Source organism: Paraburkholderia fungorum, from assembly GCF_900099835.1.
In the GTDB taxonomy this organism is placed as follows: Bacteria; Pseudomonadota; Gammaproteobacteria; order Burkholderiales; family Burkholderiaceae; genus Paraburkholderia; species Paraburkholderia fungorum_A.
Genome location: NZ_FNKP01000001.1, coordinates 3222266 through 3247596, shown reverse-complemented (window position 1 = coordinate 3247596; position 25331 = coordinate 3222266). Strand labels below are relative to the sequence as shown.

20 protein-coding genes are annotated in these 25331 nt (G+C 63.5%); 12 read left to right on the top strand and 8 right to left on the bottom strand.

What is annotated here, in order from left to right; translation table 11 throughout:
- Positions 1-9: 9 nt before the first annotated feature.
- Positions 10-3222 carry an efflux RND transporter permease subunit gene (locus BLS41_RS14340; RefSeq protein WP_074765546.1) on the top strand — a complete coding sequence of 1071 codons (3213 nt, stop codon included), beginning with the start codon at positions 10-12 and terminating at the stop codon, positions 3220-3222.
- A 1-nt stretch (position 3223) separates the two neighbouring features.
- The gene (locus BLS41_RS14335) at positions 3224-4774 is read left to right on the top strand and encodes an efflux transporter outer membrane subunit (RefSeq protein WP_074765544.1); all 1551 of its coding nucleotides are present in this window, start codon (positions 3224-3226) and stop codon (positions 4772-4774) included.
- A 183-nt stretch (positions 4775-4957) separates the two neighbouring features.
- On the opposite strand, the gene BLS41_RS14330 is transcribed toward BLS41_RS14335, so the two are convergent.
- Complete coding sequence (locus BLS41_RS14330) at positions 4958-6367, bottom strand: nucleobase:cation symporter-2 family protein (RefSeq protein ID WP_074765542.1); 1410 nt, start codon at positions 6365-6367, stop codon at positions 4958-4960.
- Positions 6368-6859: 492 nt separating this feature from the next.
- On the opposite strand from BLS41_RS14330, the gene BLS41_RS14325 reads away from it, so the two are divergent.
- From BLS41_RS14325 to fghA, 3 genes are all read left to right on the top strand, one after another.
- On the top strand, positions 6860-8290 hold the full coding sequence (locus BLS41_RS14325) for a xylulokinase (RefSeq protein WP_074766542.1): 1431 nt from the start codon (positions 6860-6862) through the stop codon (positions 8288-8290).
- Between the two features lie 295 nt (positions 8291-8585).
- Positions 8586-9692, top strand: coding sequence for an S-(hydroxymethyl)glutathione dehydrogenase/class III alcohol dehydrogenase (locus tag BLS41_RS14320; RefSeq protein WP_042321278.1), 1107 nt, complete (start codon positions 8586-8588; stop codon positions 9690-9692).
- A gap of 15 nt (positions 9693-9707) precedes the next feature.
- Positions 9708-10556: an S-formylglutathione hydrolase gene (gene fghA / locus BLS41_RS14315; protein ID WP_074765540.1), complete on the top strand. Its 849-nt coding sequence runs from the start codon at positions 9708-9710 to the stop codon at positions 10554-10556.
- A 70-nt stretch (positions 10557-10626) separates the two neighbouring features.
- On the opposite strand, the gene BLS41_RS14310 is transcribed toward fghA, so the two are convergent.
- The 4 genes from BLS41_RS14310 to BLS41_RS14295 form a co-directional block, all read right to left on the bottom strand.
- Positions 10627-11409, bottom strand: a complete 783-nt coding sequence (locus tag BLS41_RS14310) for a metal ABC transporter permease (RefSeq protein WP_074765538.1) — start codon at positions 11407-11409, stop codon at positions 10627-10629.
- A complete protein-coding gene (locus tag BLS41_RS14305; RefSeq protein WP_074765536.1) occupies positions 11402-12400 on the bottom strand; it encodes an ABC transporter ATP-binding protein in 999 nt (332 codons plus the stop codon). The genes BLS41_RS14310 and BLS41_RS14305 overlap by 8 nt, the downstream gene beginning before the upstream one ends.
- Positions 12397-13368, bottom strand: a complete 972-nt coding sequence (locus BLS41_RS14300; protein WP_074765534.1) for a metal ABC transporter solute-binding protein — start codon at positions 13366-13368, stop codon at positions 12397-12399. The genes BLS41_RS14305 and BLS41_RS14300 overlap by 4 nt, the downstream gene beginning before the upstream one ends.
- A 223-nt stretch (positions 13369-13591) precedes the next feature.
- Positions 13592-14071, bottom strand: coding sequence for a Fur family transcriptional regulator (locus BLS41_RS14295; RefSeq protein WP_074765532.1), 480 nt, complete (start codon positions 14069-14071; stop codon positions 13592-13594).
- A 345-nt stretch (positions 14072-14416) separates the two neighbouring features.
- Here BLS41_RS14295 and BLS41_RS14290 point away from each other — a divergent pair, with 345 nt between their 5' ends.
- The 7 genes from BLS41_RS14290 to BLS41_RS14260 all read left to right on the top strand — a co-directional run bounded on the left by BLS41_RS14290 (position 14417) and on the right by BLS41_RS14260 (position 20932).
- Positions 14417-15199: an L-iditol 2-dehydrogenase gene (locus BLS41_RS14290; RefSeq protein WP_074765530.1), complete on the top strand. Its 783-nt coding sequence runs from the start codon at positions 14417-14419 to the stop codon at positions 15197-15199.
- 87 nt (positions 15200-15286) lie between these two features.
- Positions 15287-16609: an ABC transporter substrate-binding protein gene (locus BLS41_RS14285; protein WP_074765528.1), complete on the top strand. Its 1323-nt coding sequence runs from the start codon at positions 15287-15289 to the stop codon at positions 16607-16609.
- A 185-nt stretch (positions 16610-16794) separates the two neighbouring features.
- A complete protein-coding gene (locus BLS41_RS14280; protein WP_074765526.1) occupies positions 16795-17730 on the top strand; it encodes a carbohydrate ABC transporter permease in 936 nt (311 codons plus the stop codon).
- A 38-nt stretch (positions 17731-17768) separates the two neighbouring features.
- Positions 17769-18602, top strand: a complete 834-nt coding sequence (locus BLS41_RS14275; RefSeq protein ID WP_171910250.1) for a carbohydrate ABC transporter permease — start codon at positions 17769-17771, stop codon at positions 18600-18602.
- The gene (locus tag BLS41_RS14270; RefSeq protein WP_074765522.1) at positions 18599-19300 is read left to right on the top strand and encodes an HAD family hydrolase; all 702 of its coding nucleotides are present in this window, start codon (positions 18599-18601) and stop codon (positions 19298-19300) included. Before BLS41_RS14275 ends, BLS41_RS14270 begins: the two co-directional genes overlap by 4 nt.
- Before the next feature lie 156 nt (positions 19301-19456).
- The gene (locus BLS41_RS14265) at positions 19457-20566 is read left to right on the top strand and encodes an ABC transporter ATP-binding protein (RefSeq protein ID WP_074765520.1); all 1110 of its coding nucleotides are present in this window, start codon (positions 19457-19459) and stop codon (positions 20564-20566) included.
- A 69-nt stretch (positions 20567-20635) separates the two neighbouring features.
- Positions 20636-20932 carry a DUF1330 domain-containing protein gene (locus BLS41_RS14260; RefSeq protein ID WP_074765518.1) on the top strand — a complete coding sequence of 99 codons (297 nt, stop codon included), beginning with the start codon at positions 20636-20638 and terminating at the stop codon, positions 20930-20932.
- 22 nt (positions 20933-20954) lie between these two features.
- Here BLS41_RS14260 and BLS41_RS14255 read toward each other — a convergent pair whose 3' ends face one another.
- The 3 genes from BLS41_RS14255 to dalD all read right to left on the bottom strand — a co-directional run bounded on the left by BLS41_RS14255 (position 20955) and on the right by dalD (position 24986).
- Positions 20955-21902 (bottom strand): sugar-binding transcriptional regulator, encoded by a 948-nt coding sequence (locus BLS41_RS14255; protein ID WP_074765516.1) that lies wholly within the window; start codon positions 21900-21902, stop codon positions 20955-20957.
- 75 nt (positions 21903-21977) lie between these two features.
- The gene (xylB, locus tag BLS41_RS14250; RefSeq protein WP_074765514.1) at positions 21978-23459 is read right to left on the bottom strand and encodes a xylulokinase; all 1482 of its coding nucleotides are present in this window, start codon (positions 23457-23459) and stop codon (positions 21978-21980) included.
- Positions 23460-23573: 114 nt separating this feature from the next.
- Complete coding sequence (gene dalD / locus BLS41_RS14245; protein WP_074765512.1) at positions 23574-24986, bottom strand: D-arabinitol 4-dehydrogenase; 1413 nt, start codon at positions 24984-24986, stop codon at positions 23574-23576.
- Positions 24987-25331: the final 345 nt, after the last annotated feature.

The following is a 25331-nucleotide window of genomic DNA, read 5'->3' as shown; positions in this document are numbered from 1 at the left end:
GCCCGCCTCATGGCAAAGTTCTTCATTGATCGCCCGATTTTTGCATGGGTGATCGCCATTATTCTGATGCTCGCGGGTATCGCGTCGGTCTTTACGTTGCCGATCGCGCAATACCCGACCATCGCGCCGCCGGCCGTGCAGATCAGCGCAACGTACCCGGGCGCATCGGCGAAGACGGTGGAAAACACCGTCACGCAGGTGATCGAGCAGCAGATGAGTGGTCTCGACCACTTGCTGTACCTGGCGTCCACGTCGGACGACTCGGGTACCGCAACCATCACGCTGACGTTCGCGGCCGGCACCAATCCTGACATCGCGCAGGTTCAGGTGCAGAACAAGCTGCAACTCGCCACGCCGCTGTTGCCGCAAGCCGTGCAGCAGTTGGGCACCAAGGTCACGAAGTCGAGCAGCAGCTTCTTGCTGGTCATGGCTTTCGTGTCCGAAGACGGCAGCATGAGCAAGTACGACCTGGCCAACTACGTCGCGTCGAACATCCAGGATCCGGTCAGCCGGATCGACGGTGTGGGTACGGTGACGCTGTTCGGCTCGCAGTACGCGATGCGGATCTGGCTCGACGCGAACAAGCTGAATAACTTCGGCCTGACGCCTGTCGATGTGCAAACCGCACTGACCGCGCAGAACGTGCAGGTCGCGGGCGGTTCGCTCGGCGGCACGCCGTCGGTGCCGGGTCAGGTGCTGCAGGCCACCATCACGCAGGCCACGCTGCTGAACACGCCTGAACAGTTCGGCAACATCCTGCTGAAGGTGAACACGGACGGCTCGCAGGTGCGTCTGCGCGATGTGTCGCACATCGAGCTGGGCGGCGAAAACTACAACTTCGACACCAAGTACAACGGGCAGCCGACGGCCGGCTTCGGTATCCAGCTCGCCACCGGCGCAAACGCGCTGGCCACGGCGAAGGCGGTACGCGCGAAGGTCGCTGAACTGTCGAAGTACTTCCCGCACGGCCTGGTCGTCCAGTATCCGTACGACACCACGCCGTTCGTGCGCCTGTCGATCGAAGAAGTGGTCAAGACGCTGCTCGAAGGTATCGTGCTGGTGTTCCTGGTCATGTACCTGTTCCTGCAGAACCTGCGCGCCACGCTGATCCCGACGATCGCCGTGCCGGTGGTGCTGCTGGGCACGTTCGCGGTCATGGGCCTGGTGGGCTTCTCGATCAACACGCTGTCCATGTTCGGGCTGGTGCTGGCCATCGGCCTGCTGGTGGACGATGCGATCGTGGTGGTGGAAAACGTCGAGCGGGTGATGCAGGAGGAGGGCTTATCGCCTCGCGACGCAACCCGCAAGGCGATGGACCAGATCACCGGCGCGCTGGTCGGCGTGGCGCTCGTGCTGTCGGCGGTGTTCGTGCCGGTGGCGTTCTCGGGCGGTTCGGTCGGCGCCATTTACCGGCAGTTCTCGCTGACGATCGTGGCGGCGATGGTGTTGTCCGTGCTGGTCGCGTTGATTCTGACGCCGGCACTGTGCGCGACGATTCTGAAGCCGATTCCGAAGGGGCACTCGGAAAAGACCACTGGCTTTTTCGGCTGGTTCAACCGCACGTTCAACAAGAGCCGCGACAAGTATCACTCGGGCGTTCACCACGTGATCAAGCGCTCGGGCCGCTGGCTCATCATCTACATGGTGGTGATCTTCGCGGTGGGTCTGCTGTTCGTGAAGCTGCCGAAGTCGTTCCTGCCTGACGAAGACCAGGGCACGATGTTCGTGCTGGTGCAGACGCCGTCGGGTTCGACCCAGGAAACCACCGCGCACGCGCTGAAAGACGTGTCCGACTACCTGCTCAACGACGAGAAGTCGATTGTCGAATCCACCTTCACGGTGAACGGCTTCAGCTTCGCCGGTCGTGGTCAGAATGCGGGTCTCGTGTTCGTGCGGATGAAGGACTACGCGCAGCGCCAGCACTCGGACCAGAAGGTCCAGTCGCTGGTGGGTCGTCTGTACATGCACTTCGCCGGCTACAAGAACGCGATCGTGTTCCCGGTCAATCCGCCGTCGATTCCTGAACTCGGCACGGCAGCGGGCTTCGACTTCCAGTTGCAGGACCGCGCGGGTATCGGCCATGAAAAGCTGATGGAAGCACGGAACATGCTGCTGGGCATGGCCGCGAAAGATCCGACGCTGGCTCAGGTGCGTCCGAACGGCCTGAACGATACGCCGCAGTTCAAGGTGAATATCGATCGGGAGAAGGCACAGGCGCTCGGCGTTTCCGTGTCCGATATCGACACGACGTTCTCGATTGCGTGGGCCTCCGCGTACGTGAACAACTTCCTCGATACCGACGGCCGGATCAAGAAGGTCTACCTGCAAGGCGACGCGCCTTTCCGGATGAAACCGGAAGACGTGAGTGCGTGGTTCGTGCGTAACAGCGCGGGCGCGATGGTGCCGTTCTCGGCTTTCGCCAACACGGAGTGGATCTACGGTTCGCCGAAGCTCGAGCGCTACAACGGTATTTCGTCGGTCGAAATCCAGGGCGCGGCGGCACCGGGCAAGTCGACCGGTCAGGCCATGACGGCCATGGAAGCGCTCGTGGCGAAACTGCCGGCGGGTATCGGCTACGAATGGACCGGCCTGTCGCTGCAGGAACGCCAGTCGGGTTCGCAGGCGCCGATTCTGTACGGCATCTCGATTCTCGTCGTGTTCCTGTGTCTCGCGGCGCTGTATGAAAGCTGGTCGATCCCGTTCTCGGTGATCATGGTGGTGCCGCTCGGCGTGATCGGCGCACTGCTGGCCGCTACGCTGCGCGGGCTCGAGAACGACGTGTTCTTCCAGGTGGGTCTGTTGACGACGGTCGGGTTGTCGGCGAAGAACGCGATTCTGATCGTGGAATTCGCCCGCGAACTGCAGCAGGGTGAAGGAATGGGGCCGGTCGAGGCCGCGCTGGAAGCGGCGCGTCTGCGGTTGCGTCCGATTCTGATGACCTCGCTCGCGTTCATTCTCGGCGTGTTGCCGCTCGCTATCAGTAACGGCGCAGGTTCGGCGAGCCAGCACGCAATCGGTACCGGCGTGATCGGCGGGATGTTGACGGCGACCTTCCTCGCGATTTTCATGATCCCGATGTTCTTCGTCGTGATCCGCGCGAAATTCGGCGGTGACAAGGAAGACCCGGATGCGGCGCTCGCACACTACAACCAGCACCATCCGCATGATCCGCAAGCTGGCGGCTCGGCGGCTGATGAGGGCTCGGGCAAGGACGGACATTGAGATGCAAAAACACTCTTTGATTGCAGTGGCGGTCGCGTTGTTCGCCACGGGTTGCACGATGGCGCCGCACTACCAGCGCCCCGATGCACCCGTGACGTCGACCTTCCCGAGCGGCGGTGTGTACGACACGCAGCCGGGCGCGACCCAGCCGGGTCAGCAGCAACAGCCCGGCTCGACCAGCACGGCGCGCAGCGCCAATGGTCAGGCCGCCGCCGACATCGGCTGGCGCGATTTCTTCGTCGATCCGCGCATGCAGCAGCTGATCGAGATCGCGCTGAAAAACAACCGCGATCTGCGTGTGTCGGTGCTGAACATGCAGGCGTCGCAGGCGCAGTACCGGATCGTTCGCGCCGGTCTGCTGCCGACGCTCGAAGCCGCGGGCTCGGGAACCCGGCAGCGTACGCCGCTGGATCTGTCGTCGGTTCCTGAGACGATTACCAGCACGTATTCGGTCGGTCTGAATGCGTCGTGGGAAATCGACTTCTTCGGGCGCGTTCAGAGCCTGAAGGATCAGGCGTTGGCGACCTACCTGGGCACGACCCAGGCGCGCAAGGCAGCGGAAATCGCGCTGGTCTCGCAGGTGGCGAACCAGTACCTGACGGTGCTCGAACTCGACGATCTGCTGAAGGTCACGCAGGACACGCTGAAGACCGCGCAGGACTCGTACCGCATCACCAAGCTGCAGTTCGACAACGGCACGGGTTCGGAACTCGATCTGCGTCAGGCGCAGACGGTGGTCGAAACGGCCGGCGCGAATCTGCAGGCGCAGGCGCGTTTGCGGGCTCAGGCCGAGAACGCGCTGGTGCTGCTGCTGGGCGAGCCGTTGCCGGCTGACCTGGCGCCGGGTCTGAAGCTGAACGACCAGAATCTGCTCACGGATATTCCGGCGGGTCTGCCGTCCGATCTGCTGACGCGTCGTCCGGACATCATGGAGGCCGAGGAGAATCTGCTCGCGGCCAACGCGAATATCGGCGCGGCGCGGGCAGCGTTCTTCCCGCAAGTCACGCTGACGGGCAGTGTCGGTACGCTGAGCCCGACGCTGGGCGGTCTGTTCAAGCCGGGTTCGGCTGCGTGGAGTTTCGCGCCGTCGATCACGGTGCCGATTTTCGAGGGCGGCCAGTTGAAGGCCAGCCTCGACGTCGCGAACATCCAGAAGAACGTCCAGATCGCCACGTATGAAAAGGCGATCCAGACGGCCTTCCGCGAAGTGGCGGACGGACTGGCGGCGCGCGGCACGTACGATCAGCAGATCCAGTCGCTGGAGCGCAATACGTTTGCGGAACAGCGTCGCCTCGATCTGTCGAATCTGCGCTATACGAACGGTGTCGACAGCTATCTGTCGGTGCTGACGGCGCAGACCGATCTGTACACGTCGCAGACGTCGCTGATTACGGCACGGATGGAACGTCTGCAGAACCTGGTCACGCTGTATCAGGCGCTGGGCGGCGGGTGGATCGAGCATACCGGCGATCAACCGCGTCCAGCCGATGCACCGGTCGACTACGGCGCAGCGAGCGCGCCGGTGGCGGCTTCGGCGGCGACGGCGGGGTGAGTTAAGGTAAGTCTTGCGCGGGCGGCTGCGCGGAGTGGGTTCAGTTTTAACGAAACCGTTCTGCGCAGTTAGCTGAAGCGGAGCAGAAATAGAAAAAGCCACGGCATGCCGTGGCTTTTTCTATTTCTGCCGCCATACGGGTATGCGTGACGCCGCAATTCGCAGCGGCGCTACCGTGCGTCGTTAATGCAAATCCACCGCGCGCAGCATCTGATCTCCCTGCGCTTCATTCCCTCCACGTCCGTCGAAATCATGCCCTGCGCTGCGAATCTCGCAGCGCGCCTTCTTCTCGCTCTTCACGCCGTTGAAGATCAGATTCAGCACCACCGCCGACACCGAAGCCAGCAAAATCCCGCTATGCAGCAGCGGCGACAGCGCAGGCGGCAGCTTCGAGAAAAAGTGCGGCGACACCACCGGCACCAGACCCAGCCCGATACTCACCGCGACGATGAACAGGTTGTGGTGGTTCTTCACGAAGTCGACCTTGGACAGCACCTTGATGCCGTTCGCCGCGACCATCCCGAACATCACGATACCCGCGCCGCCGAGCACGAAAGCCGGCACCGACGCGACCACCTGCGCCATCTTCGGGAACAGGCCGAGCAGCACCAGAATCACGCCGCCCATCGCGCAGACAAAGCGGCTCTTCACGCCGGTCACGCCGATCAGGCCGACGTTCTGCGAAAACGACGTATGCGGGAACGAGTTGAAGATGCCGCCAATCAACGTGCCCAGACCGTCGACGCGCAAGCCACGCACAAGCGTCTTCTGATCGACCGGACGATCGACCATGTCGCCGACCGCGAGGAACATGCCGGTCGATTCGATGAAGGTGACGAACATGACGGTGACCATCGTCGCGATCGACAGCGGGTCGAAGTGCGGCAGGCCGAAGTGGAACGGCATCACGAAGCCGACCCACGGAGCGTGCGTGACGCCGTCCATGTTGACGCGGCCGAGTGCGAGCGCAATCACGAAACCCGCAACGATCCCGAGCAGCACCGAGATGTTGGCGAGAAAGCCTTTGGCGAACTTGTTGATCAGCAGGATCAGCATCAGCACGACCAGCGACAGACCGAGGTAGATCGGGTTGCCGTAATCGGGATTGCCCACACCGCCCGCCGCCCAGTTGATGCCGACTTCCATCAGCGACAGACCGATCACCGAGATCACCACGCCGATCACCACCGGCGGGAAGAAGCGCAGCAATTTGCCGACCATCGGCGCGAGGATGATGCCGACCACACCGGCCGCGATAGTCGAGCCGAAGATATCGAGAATGCCGAGCGAAGGATTTGTGCCGATCGCGACCATCGGACCGACGGCGGCGAACGTGCAGCCCATGATGACCGGCAAACGGATGCCGAAGATCCACAACCCGAGGGTCTGGATCAACGTGGCGATGCCGCAGGAAAACAGGTCGGCGCTGATCAGGAACGCGATCTGGTCTTTCGGCAACTTGAGAGCGGCGCCAATGATCAGCGGCACCGCGACCGCGCCGGCGTACATCACCAGAACGTGCTGAATGCCGAGGGTGAGCAACTGGGCTGCGGGCAGTCTCTCGTCGCACGGGTGAACCGTGTTCGATTGCATATCTCTGTCTCCACCAATCTGTTTTGGGAATGACTCCAAGGTATCGGGGACGAAAATGTGCAACAAGACCACTGGGGCCTATTCCGGCATTCCCGGTGACGATATGCGGGGGCGTCGATTGAAAGGGGATTTAAAGGTGCGGGAATCTCGCCGACCCGCTCAGCCCCTTGCAGCGGCGATTCGACGCCGGCCGCCCCGTATGTCCTCGCCGATGGGATATGTGTGAGAATCAATGAGGTGTATCCCGCGCAACGCATAGTCCTGTTTTGAGGTGGCTCGTCCGGTGACGGGGTTAACCCGCTATTTTGCTTTTTCGGCGGGCGTTCGGGAGACTTTGCAAAGGGCGGCGCGCATGTGAAAACCGACGCGTTTTGCGAGCATTTTCCCGATGTTTTTTCGTGTGACGGCACGCATGATTTTCCGCCTGTCGCGTGGCCTTTCATCGCTCCGTTTTCGTCGATTCACGCTTACCTCACTTTCAACACATCGCTCATGAGTTTTCTCGGCATCGATCTCGGCACCGGTTCCCTCAAAGTGGCAATCGTCGATCGGCAAGGGCGCGAGCAGGCCGTCGCGAGCGTCGCGTACGCACTCGAAACACCGCATGCGGGTTGGGCCGAGACATCGGTGCAAACCTGGTGGCGCGCGTTGTGCGATGCGATGGCGCGTCTGCCGGACGATTTGCGCGGCGACGTGCAGGCCATCGGTTTCTCCGGGCAGATGCACGGCGTCGTATTGATCGATGAACAGCACGAAGCAGTGCGGCCCGCGATGCTGTGGCCCGACACGCGCGCTCTGGATCTGCTCGCGCAATGGCCCGAGCCGCAGCCGAATCCGGTCGCGCCCGGCATGGCGGGGCCGCTGTTGCGCTGGATCGTGCTGCACGAGCCGCAGTCGGTGAGCCGTACGCGCTGGGCGTTGCAGCCGAAAGACTGGCTGCGCGTCGCGTTAGGCGGCGCGGTGGCCACCGATCCGTCGGACGCCTGTGCAACCGCGCTCGCCGATCCCGCCGGCGTGTGGGACGCGGCGCTGCTGGCGCGGCTCGACATTCCGCGTGAATGGTTTGCGCCGCTGGCGCCATCTTATGCAGCGGGCGGCGTGTTGTCGGACGAAGCAGCGCGCGCGTTGGGTTTGCGCGCGGGAATCGTGCTCGCGACCGGCGGCGCGGATACGCCGTGCGCCGCGCTCGGCAGCGGACTCGCGCACGACGGCGACGCGTTGCTGACCACCGGCACTGGCGGCCAGATCGTCGTGCTGTCCGCACAATCGCCGACGGCGGTGCGCGGCTTGCATCGCTATCGGGCGGTGAGCGATCACTGGTACCGGATGGCGGCGATGCAGAACGTCGGCATTGCACTGGAGCGTGTCCGCGGATGGCTATCGTATGAATGGACCGACGCTTACCGGGATGCATTCGACGATGCCGACGCCAGCGCCAGCCTGACCTTTCTCCCGTACCTCACCGGCGAACGCACGCCATGGCTCAACCCGAGCGCGCGTGGCGGCTGGCTCGGCCTCGCGCTCGACCACACGCGCGGCGCGATGATGCGTGCCGCGTTCGAAGGCGTCGCATTTTCACTGCGTGCCGGGCTCGACGCGATCCGCGCGAGCGGCGCGTCGGTGACAATGCTGAAGCTCGCAGGAGGCGGTTCCGTCGATCCCCGTTGGCGTCAGTTGCTCGCCAATGCGTTGAACGTCGAGCTATATGCGGTGGATTGCCCGAATGCCGCGCCACGCGGCGCCGCCATTCTCGGCGGTCTCGCAAGCGGACACTGGCACGCGGACGATCTCGCCACGCTTGCGCCAGGCGCGACGCGTGTCGCCGGTCCGCGAGACGATGCGCAGCTTGCCGAGCGTTACGCACGTTTCCTCGATCTTTATGGCCGGGTAGAAAGCTGGTTCGGCGACACATCGCCGCGCTAGCCTGCGCAATGTCCGGGATGGACAATGCCGTGACGCACTTTGCAATACCATTACGCTTTTCGCACGCTATGTTGAAGCGCGGAGGTATCGGCGGCATGGGGAGGTACGCTGCCGAGGTCGATCACTGAGCCGTCATCGCCTGGCTTTACGCGAGCGGCGAACAGCGTGCGAGCCCGGCGTCAGATGCCAGCGTGCGAAGCAGGCGCACGTAAACGCAGCAACAGCCCGACACCCACGCGCCGCGCAGCAATCGCCCGCGACGCGTTGCATTCACAGACTCACAGGAGCATTCACGATGAAAACGAAAGCAGCAATTGCATGGAAAGCCGGCGCCCCGTTGACGATCGAAGAAGTCGATCTCGAAGGGCCGCGTGCCGGTGAAGTCCTGATCGAAGTGAAGGCAACGGGCATCTGCCATACCGACTACTACACGCTGTCGGGCGCAGACCCCGAAGGCATTTTCCCGGCGATTCTCGGCCACGAAGGCGCCGGTGTGATCGTCGACACGGGTCCGGGCGTCGGCACGTTGAAGAAGGGCGACCACGTCATTCCGCTGTACACGCCGGAATGCCGCCAGTGCAAGTTCTGTCTGTCGCGCAAGACCAACCTGTGCCAGGCCATCCGTTCGACGCAAGGCAAGGGCTTGATGCCCGACGCAACCTCGCGTTTCTCGCTCGACGGCAAGCCGCTGTTTCACTACATGGGCACGTCCACGTTTTCGAACTACATCGTCGTGCCGGAAATCGCGGTCGCGAAAGTGCGTGAAGACGCGCCGTTCGACAAGATCTGCTACATCGGCTGCGGCGTGACGACCGGCGTCGGCGCGGTCGTGTATTCGGCGAAGGTCGAAGCGGGCGCGAACGTGGTGGTGTTCGGTCTCGGCGGCATCGGGCTGAACGTGATCCAGGGCGCGAAGATGGTCGGCGCGGACAAGATCATCGGTGTCGATCTGAACCCGGGCCGCGTCGAACTGGCGAAGAAATTCGGCATGACGCACTTCATCAACCCGAACGAAGTCGAGAACGTGGTCGACCATATCGTGCAACTCACCGATGGCGGCGCGGACTACTCGTTCGAATGCATCGGCAACACGAAGGTGATGCGTCAGGCGCTCGAATGCACGCACAAGGGTTGGGGCCAGTCGTTCATCATCGGCGTGGCGGCGGCGGGCGAGGAAATCAGCACGCGTCCGTTCCAGCTCGTGACGGGCCGCGAGTGGAAAGGCTCCGCATTCGGCGGTGCACGTGGCCGCACCGACGTGCCGAAGATCGTCGACTGGTACATGGAAGGCAAGATCAATATCGACGATCTGATCACGCACCGTCTGCCGCTCGAACGCATCAACGAAGGCTTCGATCTGATGAAGAAGGGCGAGTCGATCCGCTCGGTCGTGCTGTACTAAACCAGGAGCGTAGCGATGCTTGAATTATTGTCGTCGCACGCGAGCCACGGCGGCGAGCAGCGCTTCTACCGGCACGCGTCGCAGACCATCGGTCTGCCGATGCGTTTCTCGGTGTACCTGCCGCCGCAGGCTTTGCAGCCGAACGCGAACGTGCCCGCGCTGTTCTACCTCGCGGGTTTGACCTGCACGGAAGAAACCTTTCCGATGAAGGGCGGCGCGCAGCGCTTCGCCGCGCAGCACGGCATCGCGCTGATCGCGCCGGACACGAGTCCGCGCGGTGCGGGCGTGCCGGGCGAAAGCGCGGCGTGGGACTTCGGCGTGGGCGCGGGTTTCTATGTCGATGCCACGCAGGAACCTTGGTCGAAGCACTACCGGATGTACTCGTACGTGCGGGACGAACTGCGCGAAACGGTGCTCGCGAATCTGCCGGTGGACGGCGCGCGGCTCGGCATCTTCGGGCATTCGATGGGCGGTCACGGCGCGTTGATGCTGGCGCTGAAGAATCCGGAGATTTACCGGTCGGTGTCGGCATTCGCGCCGATTGCCGCGCCGGCGCGCTGCCCGTGGGGCGAGAAGGCGTTCGGCGGTTATCTGGGTGACGACCGCGAAGCGTGGAAGCAGTACGACGCGAGCGAACTGGTCGCGCGCGCGTCGCGCAAGTTCGCAGAAGGGATTCTGGTGGATCAGGGTCTCGCGGATCAATTCCTCGCCGAGCAACTGAATCCGGATGTGTTCGAAGCCGCTTGCCAGGCCGCCGGTCAGCCGCTGACGTTACGGCGTCACGCGGATTACGACCATGGCTATTACTTCATCTCGACGTTCATCGAGGATCACCTCGCGCATCACGCGAAGGTGCTGCTCTAGGACCGGGTAGACCGACGACGGCGGCGCTCAGATGCATCAGCCGCCGTTATCGGAAAACCTCACTCGCGGCCTAGCGCCGTCGCAACAAACTCCCGCCATACACCACCGCCGACAGCACGGTGATCCAGAAGCTCGTCGGCCAGTCGGTATAGAAAGCCAGCGTCAGACCCAGCCACGCCTGCACCAGCGCGAATACCGCAGCGAGCACGAGGCCGGTCGACAAACGCGTCGTCATGTTCTGTGCGGCCGCAGCTGGGCCGACCATCAGCGTGAACACCAGCAACACGCCGACGATCTGCGTACAGGCGGCGACAGCCAGCGCGGCGATCGCGAGAAACAGCACCGACACGCGGCGCAGCGACACGCCTTTGGCCTCGGCCAGTTCCGGCTGCAACGACGCGAACAGCAAGGGCCGCATGATCGCGGCCAGCGCGCCCAGGCTGACCACGCCCAACGCCGCGAGCACGACCAGCGTCGACGAATTTACGCCGAGCACGTTGCCGAACAGCAGCGCCGTGACCTGGGTCGCGTACGCGGTGAAGAAGTGCAGAAACAGTAAACCGAAGCCGAGCGACAGCGACAGGATCACGCCGATCGCCACGTCTCGCCCCGCGAGACGCTCGCCGAGCGCGCCCATGCCGATGCCCGCCGCGAGCGTGAAGCCGATCATCCCCCAGATCGGGGAGATGCCGATCAGCACTGCGCCGGTCGCGCCGGTGAAGCCGACGTGCGACAGCGCGTGGCCCGCGAAGGTTTGTCCGCGCATCACCAGAAAGTAGCCGACCACGCCCGCCAGCACCGCGACGATCCCCGACGCCGCGAATGCGTTCACCATGAAATCGTATTCAAACATCGTGCTTGTGTCCGTCGCGTGAGTCGTGGTGTGAGTGGCCGTGCGACTGGCCGTGGTCGTGCGAATGCCCGTGGGAATGTGAATGCGAATGGCCGCCGGCTTCGTCGTGTTCGTGCTCGTGATCGTGTTTTTCCACTTCGACGTCGCCCGACATCACGAAGATGCGGCCGTTCACGCGCATCACGTCGATCGGCGAGCCGTAGAGGCGCGATAGCACGGGACGCGTGATCACCTCGTCGACGGTGCCGAGCGCCGCCACGCCGCTGCCGAGATACAGCACGCGGTCGAGCGAGTTCAGCAGCGGATTCAGTTCATGGGCGGAAAACAGCACGGCAATGCCGAGTTCCCGCTGCACGCGCCGCACCAGTTCGACCACGCTTTTCTGATGATGCGGGTCGAGGCTGATCAGCGGTTCGTCCAGAAGCAGCAGTTTGGGATTGCCGAGCAGACATTGCGCGAGGAGCAGACGTTGGCGCTCGCCGCCCGACAGTTCCGACAAAGGCCGTTCGGCCAGCTTCAGACCGCCCACCAGATCCAGCACGCGCTCGACGTCCGCGCGGGTTGTCGCGTCGGCGTGCGGCAGGCCCCAGCGGTGACCGTCGGCGGCCATCGCGACGAAATCGCGGCCGCGCACGCGCCGACCCGCGAGCGCGCTGCGCGTTTGCGGCATATAGCCGATCGACGCGTTGCCGCGCTCCACCGGCTGACCGAGCACGCGGATCGAACCGTGCGCAGCCGGCACGAGGCCGAGCACGGCGCGCATCAGCGTGGTCTTGCCCGCGCCGTTCGGCCCGAGTACGCCGATAAATTCGCCCTGATTCACCGAGAAGCCGGTGTCGCGCAGGATCGTGCGGTCGCCGAGTTCGAGGGTCACGTGGTCGAGTTCGAGCACGGGCGCTCCGCTGGAGGCCCGGTCTGCTGCGCCCGTAGGCGCATTGGCGGCCGCGCTGGCTGCCGGATTAGCTGGCGCGATGCGGCCAGTCGAAGTCATTGGGTTTTTCCTTTTACGCCCGGAGCCGTGGCCGCCGCTTTTGCACCGTTCGCGTCGCCCGCAGCCAGCGCCGTGCCCAGCGCGTCGAGCTGCGAGAGCATCCACGTCTGATAGGTCTTGCCGGCCGGCTGGGTTTCGGTGACGCTCATCGTCGGCACCTTCGATTGCTGCGCGAGCTTCAACATACGTTGGGTCAGGGCCTCGGTTGCCTGGCTGTTATAGATCAGAACGCGCACCTGCTTCTCGCGCAGATCGCGTTCGAACGCGGCGATATCGCTCGCGCTGGCTTCGGTGTCGTTCATCGCCGCTAGCTGGAAGCGCTGGTTGCGCATGCTCAGCCCGATCGCGTCCGACATGTAGCCGAACACCGGTTCGGTCGCCGTGACCGGCAGGCCCGCATAGCGGCCATGCAGATCAGCGACTTTGGCGTCGATCGGCTTCAGCGAGTCGAGAAACTTCGCGAGGTTCGCATCGTACGCCGACTTGTGCGCCGGGTCAGCCGCGACCAGTGCGTCGCTCACCGCGCGCGCCACTTTCGGCATGGTCGCCGGGTCGTACCAGAGGTGCGGATTATCGCCGCCTTTCCTGCCGGTGAGGTCGGCGGCGACGATGACCGTGCGCTTCGCTCCCTTCGACGCGGCCAGCAATTTTGCCATCCACGGATCGTAGTCGGCGCCGTTGTAGACCACAAGGCTCGCATGCTGCAACGCGCGCGCGGTCTTCGGGCTGGCTTCGAACAGATGCGGGTCCTGGTCGGGGTTGCTGAGGATGCTCGTCACGTCCACGCGATCGCCGCCCAGTTGCTGGACCACGTCGCCATAGAAGTTTTCCGCGGCGACCACCGGGATTTTCGGGTCCGCCGCGAACGCGCTGTGAGCGAGCGCGAATGCCGCCGCGCCTGCGGCCAGATACTTCGACAGTTTCAGCGCACGGTGCGCCCCGATCCACTTCGAGCCGATCTTTTTCATCGTTGTTTCCTGCTGCGTGAGAGTTGAATGAATCACAGAGGTTGAAATGGGGCGCACGGGCCGCGGCGAAGGTGGGCGGTTGCGCGGTCCGGGTGCGTGGATCGACGCGCGGCTTTGTGCGCGGCAGTGGCCGCCCTAAGCGGCGGCGGCCCTTCGTTCAGGCTCGCTGCCGAGCGTGCCGCGATGCAGACCGCCGGGCGCGTCATTTTTCGCCACGTTCCCGTCATGCCGACGCCCCCGCAGCCCGCTCCGCCCGCGCGCACAGCGCACACAAGCCGCTCAGTTCGATCACCTGCCGGCGTACCTCGAATCCATGCGCGGGTTCGCTATGCGACAACTGATCGGCGAGGTCGTCGCCGGGAATCTCGACGGTCGCGCCACAGCCGTCGCACATCAGAAACTGGCTGCGATGCGGCACGCCGATCTCGCAACAGGCCACGAACGCATTCTTCGACTCGATCCGGTGGACAAAGCCGTGCGCGAGCAGAAACTCGAGCGCGCGATACACCGTGGTGGGCGGCATCCGGCCGCGCTGCGGTTCGAGCGTGTCCATCAATTCGTAGGCACCGATGGGCCGCTCGCTCGCCACGATCGCCGCGTATACCTGACGACGCAGCGGCGTCAGCGCGAGCCCATGCAACGCGGCATGCGCTTCGGCGTGCGCGAGCCGCACGGCGCGGTGTTCTGCAATCGACATGGCCATCGGCGTGGGCCTCCTCGGCAAGCGGCAATGAGTGAGCAACGGACGCTTCGCTGGCTGCCCAATCGAAGCAAGGTCGGAATGATATAACGTATCTCGATTTTTTGTCAGCGGGTCGCGCAGAAATGCGGATTGGCAGTCCGCGATTTCTCGTACTAATTTGGCTGAGGGCATGCAATGCGCGTAAGAGGCCTTCCGCGCTGCACCATCGAAATCTGTCAGAGCGCCTTGACATGACCCGGTCCGTATCCGATCATTCGACCACAAGCAGAGCAATTGTTCGCGCAATGAGCGTTCGCTCACCGCGACTCAAGAATCTCGACAAGCAGAACGAACCGGAGACAGGCAGTGGCGGCACGATTGCAAGACAAGGTGGCGATTCTGACGGGCGCGGCAAGCGGAATCGGCGAGGCGGTGGCCAAACGGTATCTGGACGAAGGCGCGCGTTGCGTGCTGGTCGACGTGAAACCGGCCGACAGTTTCGGCGACGCGCTGCGTGCCGCTCACGGCGACCGCGTGCTGACCGTCAGCGCTGACGTCACGCGCCGCGACGATATCGAACGCATTCTGGCGAGCACGCTGGAGCGTTTCGGTCAGGTCGACATTCTGTTCAACAACGCGGCGCTGTTCGACATGCGCCCGATCCTCGACGAATCCTGGGACGTGTTCGACCGCCTGTTCGCGGTCAACGTGAAGGGCATGTTCTTCCTGATGCAAACCGTCGCGCGAAAAATGGTCGAGCAGGGACATGGCGGCAAGATCATCAATATGTCATCGCAAGCCGGGCGGCGCGGCGAGGCGCTCGTGTCGCACTACTGCGCGACCAAGGCCGCCGTGCTCAGCTATACGCAGTCGGCGGCACTGGCGCTCGCGCCGCACAAGATCAACGTGAATGGCATTGCGCCGGGCGTCGTCGATACGCCGATGTGGAAAGAGGTCGACGCGCTGTTCGCGCAGTATGAAAACCGGCCGCTCGGCGAGAAGAAACGCCTGGTCGGCGAAGCGGTGCCGCTCGGGCGCATGGGTGTGCCCGACGATCTGACCGGCGCTGCATTGTTCCTCGCATCGGCGGACGCCGATTACATCACCGCACAAACCTTGAACGTCGACGGCGGTAACTGGATGAGCTGATTGCAGGCGCGAGCCTTGCTCACTTCACCGTCATTTTCGTAAAACAGACGCAGCACCACATAACGTACGAGAAAAAGGAGACATCACATGAAACCAGCCTTCAAATCCGCGCTGAAAGCGGCGAGTGCCGGCGCTGTCGCGTGCTTCGCGTTGAGCGCATCCGCGGCGACGGTGACCATCGCCACGTTGAACAACCCGGACATGATCGAGCTGAAAAAGCTCTCGCCCGCATTCGAAAAAGCGAATCCGGACATCAAGCTGAACTGGGTGATTCTCGAAGAAAACGTGTTGCGTCAACGCGCGACGACCGACATCACCACTGGCAGCGGCCAGTTCGACGTGATGACGATCGGCGCGTACGAAACGCCGCAATGGGGCAAGCGCGGCTGGCTCACGCCGCTCACGAATCTCCCCGCCGATTACGATCTGAACGACGTCGTGAAGACGGCCCGCGACGGTCTGTCTAGCGGCGGGCAGTTGTACGCGCTGCCGTTCTACGTCGAAAGCTCGATGACGTATTACCGCAAGGACCTGTTCGACAAGGCCGGCCTGAAGATGCCGGATCAGCCGACCTACGACCAGATCGCACAATTCGCCGACAAGCTCACCGACAAGGCCAACGGCCAGTACGGCATCTGCCTGCGCGGCAAGGCGGGCTGGGGCGAAAACATGGCGTATGGCACGACGGTCGTGAATACGTTCGGCGGACGCTGGTTCGACGAGAAGTGGAATGCGCAGCTCACGTCGCCGGAATGGAAGAAGGCGATGACGTTCTACGTCGATCTGCTGCGCAAGGACGGCCCTCCGGGAGCCAGCTCGAATGGCTTCAACGAAAACCTCACGCTGATGTCGTCGGGCAAGTGCGCGATGTGGATCGACGCGACGGTTGCAGCGGGCATGCTTTACAACAAGAACCAGTCGCAGATTGCGGACAAGGTCGGCTTCGCGGCCGCGCCGATCGCGGTCACGCCGAAGGGTTCGCACTGGTTGTGGGCCTGGGCGCTCGCGATTCCGAAGTCGTCGAAGCAGGCTGACTCGGCGAAGAAGTTCATCACATGGGCAACCTCGAAGGAATACATCGAACTGGTCGCGAAGGACGAAGGCTGGGCCTCGGTGCCGCCGGGAACGCGTCAGTCGACTTACGCGCGTCCCGAGTACCAGAAAGCCGCACCGTTCGGCGCATTCGTGCTGAAGGCGATCGAAACAGCGGACCCGGATCATCCGACGCTCAAGCCGGTGCCGTACACCGGCGTACAGTTCGTCGGGATTCCTGAGTTCCAGTCGTTCGGCACCGTGGTCGGTCAGAGCATCTCCGGCGCGATTGCCGGTCAGATGACGGTCGATCAGGCGCTGGCAGCAGGCAACGCCACCGCGGATCGCGCGGTCAAGCAGGCCGGCTATCAGAAGTAAGCCGCCCGGATCGGGAAACCCGCCACACGGTTAATGTGGCACGCGCCGGCTGACGCCCGTCAGCCGGCCCACGCAGCACAGCGGACCTGTTCCGCCGCGTGCGGACGTTGTGGCGTCGCCAGATGCCGCAGTAGTTCGCGCGGCCGATGCAAACAGTCCGCGCATTACCGAACAGGTGGTCAATCATGCGTCCTTTGCGCCTACCTCTCATGCATGCCCATCCCCAGACAGAAAAAGAACGTGAAGCCCGCAAGGCCAATTCAGCACGCTGGCTAGCCACGCCGTCGGTCGCCGTGCTGGTGTTGTGGATGGCGATCCCGCTCGCGATGACGATCTGGTTTTCGTTCTCGCGCTACAACCTGCTGAATCCGGATATTCGCGGTTTTGCCGGTTTCGACAACTATCGCTTCCTTGCCACCGATCCTTCGTTTCTCCCGTCGATCGCGCATACGCTCGAACTGATCATCTCCGTGCTGGTGATCACGGTGGTCGGCGGCGTGCTGATGTCGATTCTGTTCGACCGTAAGTTTTACGGCCAGGGCGTCGCGCGGCTGCTCGCCATCGCGCCGTTCTTCGTGATGCCGACCGTCAGCGCGTTGATCTGGAAGAACATGATCCTGCACCCGGTGTATGGCCTGATCGCGCAGGGCATGCGCGCGATGGGCATGCAGCCGATCGACTGGTTCGCCGACTACCCGCTGATCGCGGTCATCATGATCGTCGCGTGGCAGTGGCTGCCGTTCGCGTTCCTGATCCTGTTCACGGCGATCCAGTCGCTCGACCAGGAGCAGAAGGAAGCCGCGAAGATCGACGGCGCGGGGCCGTTCTCGATGTTCTTCTACATCACGCTGCCGCACCTGAAGCGCGCGATCGCGGTGGTGGTGATGATGGAAACGATTTTCCTGCTGTCGATCTTCGCCGAAATCTACACGACCACGGGCGGCGGTCCGGGCACTGCGACCACCAATCTGTCGTACCTGATTTTCTCGCTGGGCCTGCAACAGTTCGACGTCGGTCTTGCGTCGGCGGGCGGCATTCTCGCTGTCGTGCTGGCTAACATCGTGTCGTTCTTCCTCGTGCGGATGCTCGCGAAGAACCTCAAAGGGGAGTACGAAAAATGAGCCACGTTGCCTCCACTCCGGCGTCGTCGACGACGCCCATGACCGTGCCGGCCAAGTCGCCGTTCGATGTGATCCGCCGTGGCATTCCTGGCGTGATTGCGTGGCTCGTCGCACTGCTGCTGTTTTTCCCGATCTTCTGGATGACGATCACCGCATTCAAGACCGAGCAGCAGGCCTATTCATCGTCGCTGTTTTTTATTCCGACGCTCGATAGTTTCCGCGAAGTATTCGCGCGCAGTAACTACTTTTCCTTCGCGTGGAACTCGATTCTGATTTCAGTGGGCGTTACGGTGCTGTGCCTGATTCTCGCCGTGCCCGCTGCCTACGCGATGGCGTTCTTCCCGACGCGCCGCACGCAGAAAGTGTTGCTGTGGATGCTGTCCACCAAGATGATGCCGTCGGTCGGCGTGCTGGTGCCGATCTATCTGCTGTGGAAAAACAGCGGGCTGCTCGACACGGTGTCGGGTCTGGTGATCGTCTACACGCTGATCAATCTGCCGATTGCGGTGTGGATGTCGTTCACGTACTTCGCCGAAATTCCGCGCGATATTCTCGAAGCGGGGCGCATCGACGGTGCGGCGACGTGGCAGGAAATCGTCTATCTGCTGATGCCGATGTCGCTGCCGGGGCTTGCATCCACCGCGCTGCTGCTGGTGATCCTGTCGTGGAACGAAGCGTTCTGGAGCATCAACCTGTCGAGTTCGAACGCCGCGCCGCTGACCGTGTTCATCGCGTCGTATTCGAGTCCTGAAGGGTTGTTCTGGGCCAAGCTGTCGGCGGCGTCGCTGCTGGCGGTCGCGCCGATCCTGATCGTCGGCTGGCTGTCGCAGAAGCAACTGGTGCGCGGCCTTACATTCGGGGCGGTGAAATGACCGCAGGGACGAATGCACGCAACCTCGCGCTGATCTGCGATTGCGACGGCGTGCTGATCGACAGCGAAGCCGTGGCAGCGCGCATGCTGGTGCATGAACTGGAAGCACGCTGGCCCGACACCGATGTCGAGCCGGTCGTGCTGCCGCTGCTTGGCCTTCGCATCGAAATGGTGTTGCAGGGCACGGCGGCGCAACTCGGCAAGAGCCTCAGCGCCGACGATATCGATGCGATCCGCCGCGCAGTGGAAGCCGCCGCGATGCAGGCGCCGACGGTAGACGGCATCGAGGCCGCGCTTGCCCAGGTGCCGCTGGTGAAAGGCTGCGCGAGCAACAGCTTTCGGCCGTACGTGGAGACTGTGCTGAAGCGCACCGGCCTCGTGCAGTTTTTCGACGACCGGCTGTTTTGCGCGGATGCCGTGCCGAATCCAAAGCCCGCGCCCGATGTCTATCTCGCGGCGGCACAGGGTCTCGGTCTCGCACCGGCCTTGTGCCTCGTCGTCGAAGACAGCGTGACGGGCGTGACGGCGGCGACGGCGGCGGGTATGACGGTGCTGGGTTTTATCGGCGGTGGTCATGCGAGCGACGCGCAGATCGACAAGCTGCATGCAGCAGGCGCACGCCACGTCTTCGACGATATGCGCCAGTTGCCGGATCTCGTCGCGCAATGGACGTTGAGCACGGCGACGGCCGCGCCGTGAACGCGGCGAACACGGTGACACAGGCAGGCGCAACGAAGCAGGTGGCGGGGCCAACATAAGCACATAAGCAGTTCATATCGCTGAAGCATCTGGCAGGCAGCACTCAGAAGCAGCACTCAGCAAAGCACAGTACAGAGCAACATACGGAGACACATCATGGCAAGCGTAACTCTGCGCAACATCAGGAAGGCTTACGACGACAACGAAGTGATGCGCGACATCAACCTCGACATCGCGGACGGCGAATTCGTCGTGTTCGTGGGCCCGAGCGGTTGCGGTAAATCGACCTTGATGCGGATGATTGCCGGCCTCGAAGACATCAGCGGCGGCGATCTGACCATCGACGGCGTGCGCGTGAACGATGTTGCACCCGCCAAGCGCGGCATCGCGATGGTGTTCCAGTCGTACGCGCTGTATCCGCACATGACGCTGTACGACAACATGGCGTTCGGCCTCAAACTCGCGGGCACCAAGAAGCCGGAGATCGACGCGGCGGTGCGCAATGCCGCGAAGATTCTGCACATCGACCATCTGCTCGACCGCAAGCCGAAGCAGCTGTCAGGCGGGCAGCGTCAGCGCGTGGCGATCGGCCGTGCGATTACGCGTAAGCCGAAGGTGTTCCTGTTCGACGAACCGCTGTCGAATCTCGACGCTGCTTTGCGCGTGAAAATGCGCCTCGAATTCGCGCGTCTGCATGACGAACTGAAGACCACGATGATCTACGTCACGCACGATCAGGTCGAAGCGATGACGCTGGCCGACAAGATCGTCGTGTTGTCGGCGGGCAATCTCGAACAGGTGGGCAGTCCGACGATGCTGTATCACGCGCCGGCCAATCGCTTCGTCGCGGGTTTCATCGGTTCGCCGAAAATGAACTTCATGGAAGGCGTGGTGCAGTCGGTCACGCACGACGGTGTGACGGTGCGCTACGAAACCGGCGAGACGCAGCGCGTCGCGGTGGAGCCCGGCGCGGTCAAGCAGGGCGACAAGGTGACGGTGGGGATTCGCCCCGAGCATCTGCATGTGGGCACGACCGACGACGGCATTTCGGCGCGCACGATGGCGATCGAATCGCTTGGCGATGCAGCGTATCTGTACGCGGAATCGGGCGTTGCGCCGGACGGTCTGATCGCGCGGATTCCGCCGCTCGAACGTCATACCAAAGGCGAGACGCAAAAGCTCGGCGCCACGCCCGAACACTGCCATTTGTTCGACAGCGAAGGGAAAGCATTCCAGCGTAAGATCGTCGAGGTGCTGGCCGCGTAACGATGAACCAGGCGGTGGGCACGCAGCTTTCTGTTTAGCTTTCCTCCCCATCATGCTCAGGAAACGCTCATGCCCGCCTACGTCGTCATTACGCGCGAGAAGACGCTCGATCCCGCCAAGCTCGAAGAGTACAAACAGGTCGCGCCCGCTGTGTTCGAACAACATCCGGTGATGATGCTCGCGAGCCACGGGCGCAAGGAAGTGGTGGAAGGGCCGGCCATCGAGGAGATTCTGATTCTCGAATTCACCGGCTATGACGAGGCGCTCGCCTGGTATCGCAGTCCCGCGTATCAGCAGGTGAGTCAGACGCGGCTGCAGGGCGGCGATTACCGGATCATCATCACCGAAGGGTTGCCGCTGGTTTAGGGTTTCACACCCGGCGCGTGGCTCAGGCTTCCAGCGCGGCCCGCGCGCACAGTTCATCGGTCACCAGCCCCGACAGCCAGCCGCCTTTCAGCACGGCGATCAACGCTTCGCGCTTGCGCTGGCCACCAGCAAAACCAATCGTCGGACGGCGCGGCGGCGTGTCGAGCGCAATGCTCGTCACGCGGCGGCCTGTAGGCGATTCGACATGCGCGCCCGCCGAGTCGATCGGCAGGCCAAGCATTTCGGCCACCGCGCCGTTCTGCATCAACTCCTTCACTTCCGCCGACGTGATGAAGCCGTCTTCGTGCAGCGGACATTTCGGCCCGATATTGCCGATCCCGACGAACGCGACATCGGCCTCTGCCGACAGCGACTCGACGATCCGGTACAGCCGGTGATTGCACCATTGCGCGCGCTCGGCCTCGTTATCGGCGAGCAGCGGCGCGGGCAGCAGAAAATGCTTGCCGCCGGTCTTCTCTGAAATGTGCAGCGCGACGTCGTAGCGGTTCGAGGAGCCGTCCTGGGCGATCGCCCCGACCATCGATACCAACCGGTGCTGCGGACGGTCCAGTTGCGCGATCTGATCGACGGCGGCCTTCAGCGTCCGGCCGCTGCTCACGGCGACCACCATCGGTTTTTCCGCGCCGAGATAGCGCTCCATCACCTGCGCGCCGGCCACGGCCAGCTTGCGGTCGACCTCTTCGGCGGCATCGCCGTCGATCGGCACGACTTCGCACATGGTGAGGCCGTAGCGCTTCGACAGTTGATCGGCGAGTGCGAGGCAGTCGGCGAGTTTGTGATCGACCCGCACGCGGATCAGGTTCTTTTCGACGGCGAATGCGACCAGCCGTTGTGCGACCGGGCGCGACACCTGCAGCTTCTCGGCGATTTCGTTCTGGGTATTGCCGGCGACGTAGTAAAGCCACGCCGCACGGGTTGCAAGATCTAGTTTTTCTGTGGACTTGGGCACGGTAACGGTTCGCTTGAAGTGCGCCGATGATAGCAGCCGGTCCCGACTCTCAACGGGGCCGGCTGCGCTGACCGGTCAGGCGAGCGGGGCTCGCGCCGGGTCGAACAACGGACGCACGTGACGGTAAAGCGCGCGATACGCTTCGAGCCGCGTGCGCAATTCCGCATGACGACGTGGGTTCGGCGTGAACTCCTTTTCGATGGGCGGTTTGGTCAGCACGGTGGCCGGATCGCCGCCCGCTGCCAGCCAGCCGAGACGGGCCGCGCCGAGTGCCGCGCCGGTTTCGCCGCCGCCGTGTTTGCGGGTGGCGGTGTCGAGCGCGTCGGCCAGCAATTGCGCCCAGTAGTCGCTGCGCGCACCGCCGCCGAGCAGCGACAGCGCCTTCGCTTCGGTGCCGGCGGCGCGTAACGCGTCGAGGCCGTCGGTGAGCGCGAGCGTCACGCCTTCGAGCACCGCGTAGCCGAGTAAGGCGCGGTCGGTCGCGTGATTCATGCCGAAGAACACGCCTTGCGCGTACGGGTCGTTGTGCGGCGTGCGCTCACCCGACAGATACGGCAGGAACAGCGGCGCGGTGGTCAACGCATCGGCGGGAAGCGCCTCGATTTCGGCGAGCAACGTGGGTTCGTCGGTGGACGTGAGCTTGCAGACCCAGCGCAAACAGCTCGCCGCCGACAACACCACGCTCATCTGATGCCAGCGGTCGGGAATCGCGTGACAGAACGCGTGCACGGCGGACGCCGGATTCGGCCTGAAGCTGTCGCCGACCACACACAGCACGCCCGACGTGCCGAGCGACACGAAGCCGTCGCCCGGTTGCGTCGCGCCGATGCCGATCGCGCTGGTCGCGTTGTCGCCGCCGCCGGCCGCGACGATCACGCCGTCGCTCAAACCGAATTCGCGCGCGACCGAGGGCAGCAATGTGCCCGACGGCGCGCTGCCTTCGGCGAGGCTCGGCATCTGCGCGCGCGTCATGTTGCACGCGGCGAGCAGCGAGTCGGACCAGTCGCGCTTAGCGACATCGAGCCACAACGTACCGGCTGCGTCGGACGGATCGGACACCTTGCCGCCGGTCAGTTGCAGACGCAGATAGTCCTTCGGCAACAGCACGCACGCGGTCTGCGCAAAAATCTCCGGCTCGTGACGCGCAACCCACAACAGCTTCGGCGCGGTGAAACCCGGCATCGCCAGATTACCGGCCACACTGTGCAGATCGGGCGCGCGTTCGGTCAGCTCGGCGCATTCCTTGTCGCTGCGCATGTCGTTCCACAGAATCGCAGGGCGCAGCACACGGTCCTGCGAATCGAGCAGCACGGCGCCGTGCATCTGCCCGGACAGGCCGATGCCGCGAATCTGCGCGAACTCATCGGGATGCTTCGCGCGCAATGCGGCGAGCGCCGCGCGCGTGCCGGTCCACCAGTCTTCGGGATTCTGCTCGGCCCAGCGCTGATGCGGACGCGAAACGGTAAAAGGGGAGCCTGCGGTGCCGATCACGCGTCCATCGGACGCTAGCAGCAGGACTTTTACTTCGGACGTGCCGAGGTCGATGCCGAGATACATGGGCGCGGAACCTTCGTCGTTAGAGATGCGCTACTTTAGCCGCACATGACGCACGGTGCCATGCGCATTAAGCCTGGCACCGCGCGTGAATCAAGGTGAATTGAAGCGCCGCGCTCAGGCTGCGCCGCGTTTGGCGAGCCACACGTCGACGCGGGCGAGCGCGCCCGCCAATGCGGATTCCAGTTCGGGCGTCTGCGCCGTGCTGCCCCACAGCGACCGGTCGGCGGCGAAAGCTTTCAGCGGATCGGGCGCCGCGAAGAAAGCGTGCGCGACGCTGTCGTCCATCACGCCGTCCTGATACTTGTACGGCAGCTTGCCGTGATGCCAGCGTTCGAGAAAGCGGAAGAACAGCGCGGGCAGCATCGCTGTCGCAGCGGGTGTGACGCCGCGTTCGAAACATTCGGACAGCGTCGGCGCGATGAAACCAGGCAGCTTCGAAAAGCCGTCCGCCGCGACGCGCTGATTCGTGTCCTGGATATAAGGATTGCCGAAGCGTTCCAGCACCACGTCGCGATAACGTTCGAGATCGAGCGGACTCGGCGTGAGGCACGGGATCACGTCTTCGCTCACGTAGTCGTAGGCGAATTTCTGGATGTCGGCGTCGAGCGTGCCTTCGTGGATGTAGTTCAGCCCGACCAGCGTGCCGGCCCACGCAATGCAGCTATGCGTCGCGTTCAGGATGCGGATTTTCGCTTCCTCGTACGGCATCACCGAGTCGACCAGTTCCGCGCCGACCTTTTCCCACGCGGGGCGTCCAGCGATAAAACGGTCTTCGATCACCCACTGGATAAACGCTTCTCCCATCACCGGACACGCGTCGTCGACACCGGTCGCGGCCTTCACGCGCTCGCTCACGTCGGGCGTAGGGCGCGGCGTGATGCGGTCGACCATCGAACTCGGACACGCGGTGTTGTCGTCGAACCATTGCGCGAGTTCGTCAGCACCGCGCCGCTCCAGAAACTCGCTCATGCCCGCGTGAAAACGCTCGCCGTTGCTGCGCAGGTTGTCGCAGGTTTGCAGCGTGACCGGACCCGCGCCGCGCTTCATGCGCGCGTCGAGAATCGCCGCGAGTGCACCGTAAATCGTCGTGTGGCCGCCTTGCAGATCGGCGGCAAGGTCGGCATTCGCGGTATCGAGTTCGTCTTCCTCGTCGAGGTAATAACCGCCTTCGGTGACCGTGAACGCGATGATCTTGCAGGCCGGATCGGCGCCGGCTTCGATCAGCCCGTCGAGGCTTTCTGTCCATGGAACCACGCGTTCGATCGAGCGGATTGTCTCGTAAGCGCGCTCGCCCTGAGGCGTGACGGTCTCGAGCGTATAGACGCCGTTTTGCGCAGCGAGCGCGTCGAGCACGGCGTTCATGTCGCCGCGAATATTGCCGACCGTGAGCGACCAGTGCGGCTCGCCCGCCACCTTCGCCTCGTTCAGCCGATGCAGATACCACGCCTGGTGCGCGCGATGAAACGATCCCGCGCCGATGTGCAGGATCACGTGGGCGGCCGTGCCGCTGCTTTGCCCGCTGTTCATGTTCGTCTCCTGAATGTCTCGCACGACACGGAGCGTGCGTTTTTTCTTAAGATGGAGCATTTGCTCTGCATGTGAGCGAATGATCGTACCCGCTGAAACGAATGTCAAGGCGAGTGCACGGGCTTTTTGTGGCGCAGCGCGGCGTGGCGGGGTTTGCAGCGGGGTTCGGCGACGCCGGTCGCCAGATGGGGCGTACATCGATGGGCGCATTTAAGCGTATTGCATTGCACCAAAATTGACATTCGACGCGTCGGGAGTAACCCGAATGCAAAAAAGTATTGGTCCGCGGTCTCATTTCTAGTGGTGGATCGCGCGTTTGAAGGTTACTTTTCGCTCTACAAGATG

What these genes read in the sequence shown, in the direction of transcription:
- BLS41_RS14305 (WP_074765536.1), bottom strand. Translation starts at nt 12,400, where the DNA reads ATGACTTCGACTGGCCGCATCGCGCCAGCTAATCCGGCAGCCAGCGCG.
- xylB (WP_074765514.1), bottom strand. Translation starts at nt 23,459, where the DNA reads ATGTATCTCGGCATCGACCTCGGCACGTCCGAAGTAAAAGTCCTGCTG.
- BLS41_RS14335 (WP_074765544.1), top strand. Translation starts at nt 3,224, where the DNA reads ATGCAAAAACACTCTTTGATTGCAGTGGCGGTCGCGTTGTTCGCCACG.
- BLS41_RS14320 (WP_042321278.1), top strand. Translation starts at nt 8,586, where the DNA reads ATGAAAACGAAAGCAGCAATTGCATGGAAAGCCGGCGCCCCGTTGACG.
- BLS41_RS14280 (WP_074765526.1), top strand. Translation starts at nt 16,795, where the DNA reads ATGCGTCCTTTGCGCCTACCTCTCATGCATGCCCATCCCCAGACAGAA.
- fghA (WP_074765540.1), top strand. Translation starts at nt 9,708, where the DNA reads ATGCTTGAATTATTGTCGTCGCACGCGAGCCACGGCGGCGAGCAGCGC.
- BLS41_RS14285 (WP_074765528.1), top strand. Translation starts at nt 15,287, where the DNA reads ATGAAACCAGCCTTCAAATCCGCGCTGAAAGCGGCGAGTGCCGGCGCT.
- BLS41_RS14340 (WP_074765546.1), top strand. Translation starts at nt 10, where the DNA reads ATGGCAAAGTTCTTCATTGATCGCCCGATTTTTGCATGGGTGATCGCC.
- dalD (WP_074765512.1), bottom strand. Translation starts at nt 24,986, where the DNA reads ATGAACAGCGGGCAAAGCAGCGGCACGGCCGCCCACGTGATCCTGCAC.
- BLS41_RS14330 (WP_074765542.1), bottom strand. Translation starts at nt 6,367, where the DNA reads ATGCAATCGAACACGGTTCACCCGTGCGACGAGAGACTGCCCGCAGCC.
- BLS41_RS14260 (WP_074765518.1), top strand. Translation starts at nt 20,636, where the DNA reads ATGCCCGCCTACGTCGTCATTACGCGCGAGAAGACGCTCGATCCCGCC.
- BLS41_RS14310 (WP_074765538.1), bottom strand. Translation starts at nt 11,409, where the DNA reads ATGTTTGAATACGATTTCATGGTGAACGCATTCGCGGCGTCGGGGATC.
- BLS41_RS14270 (WP_074765522.1), top strand. Translation starts at nt 18,599, where the DNA reads ATGACCGCAGGGACGAATGCACGCAACCTCGCGCTGATCTGCGATTGC.
- BLS41_RS14300 (WP_074765534.1), bottom strand. Translation starts at nt 13,368, where the DNA reads ATGAAAAAGATCGGCTCGAAGTGGATCGGGGCGCACCGTGCGCTGAAA.
- BLS41_RS14295 (WP_074765532.1), bottom strand. Translation starts at nt 14,071, where the DNA reads ATGGCCATGTCGATTGCAGAACACCGCGCCGTGCGGCTCGCGCACGCC.
- BLS41_RS14325 (WP_074766542.1), top strand. Translation starts at nt 6,860, where the DNA reads ATGAGTTTTCTCGGCATCGATCTCGGCACCGGTTCCCTCAAAGTGGCA.
- BLS41_RS14275 (WP_171910250.1), top strand. Translation starts at nt 17,769, where the DNA reads ATGACCGTGCCGGCCAAGTCGCCGTTCGATGTGATCCGCCGTGGCATT.
- BLS41_RS14265 (WP_074765520.1), top strand. Translation starts at nt 19,457, where the DNA reads ATGGCAAGCGTAACTCTGCGCAACATCAGGAAGGCTTACGACGACAAC.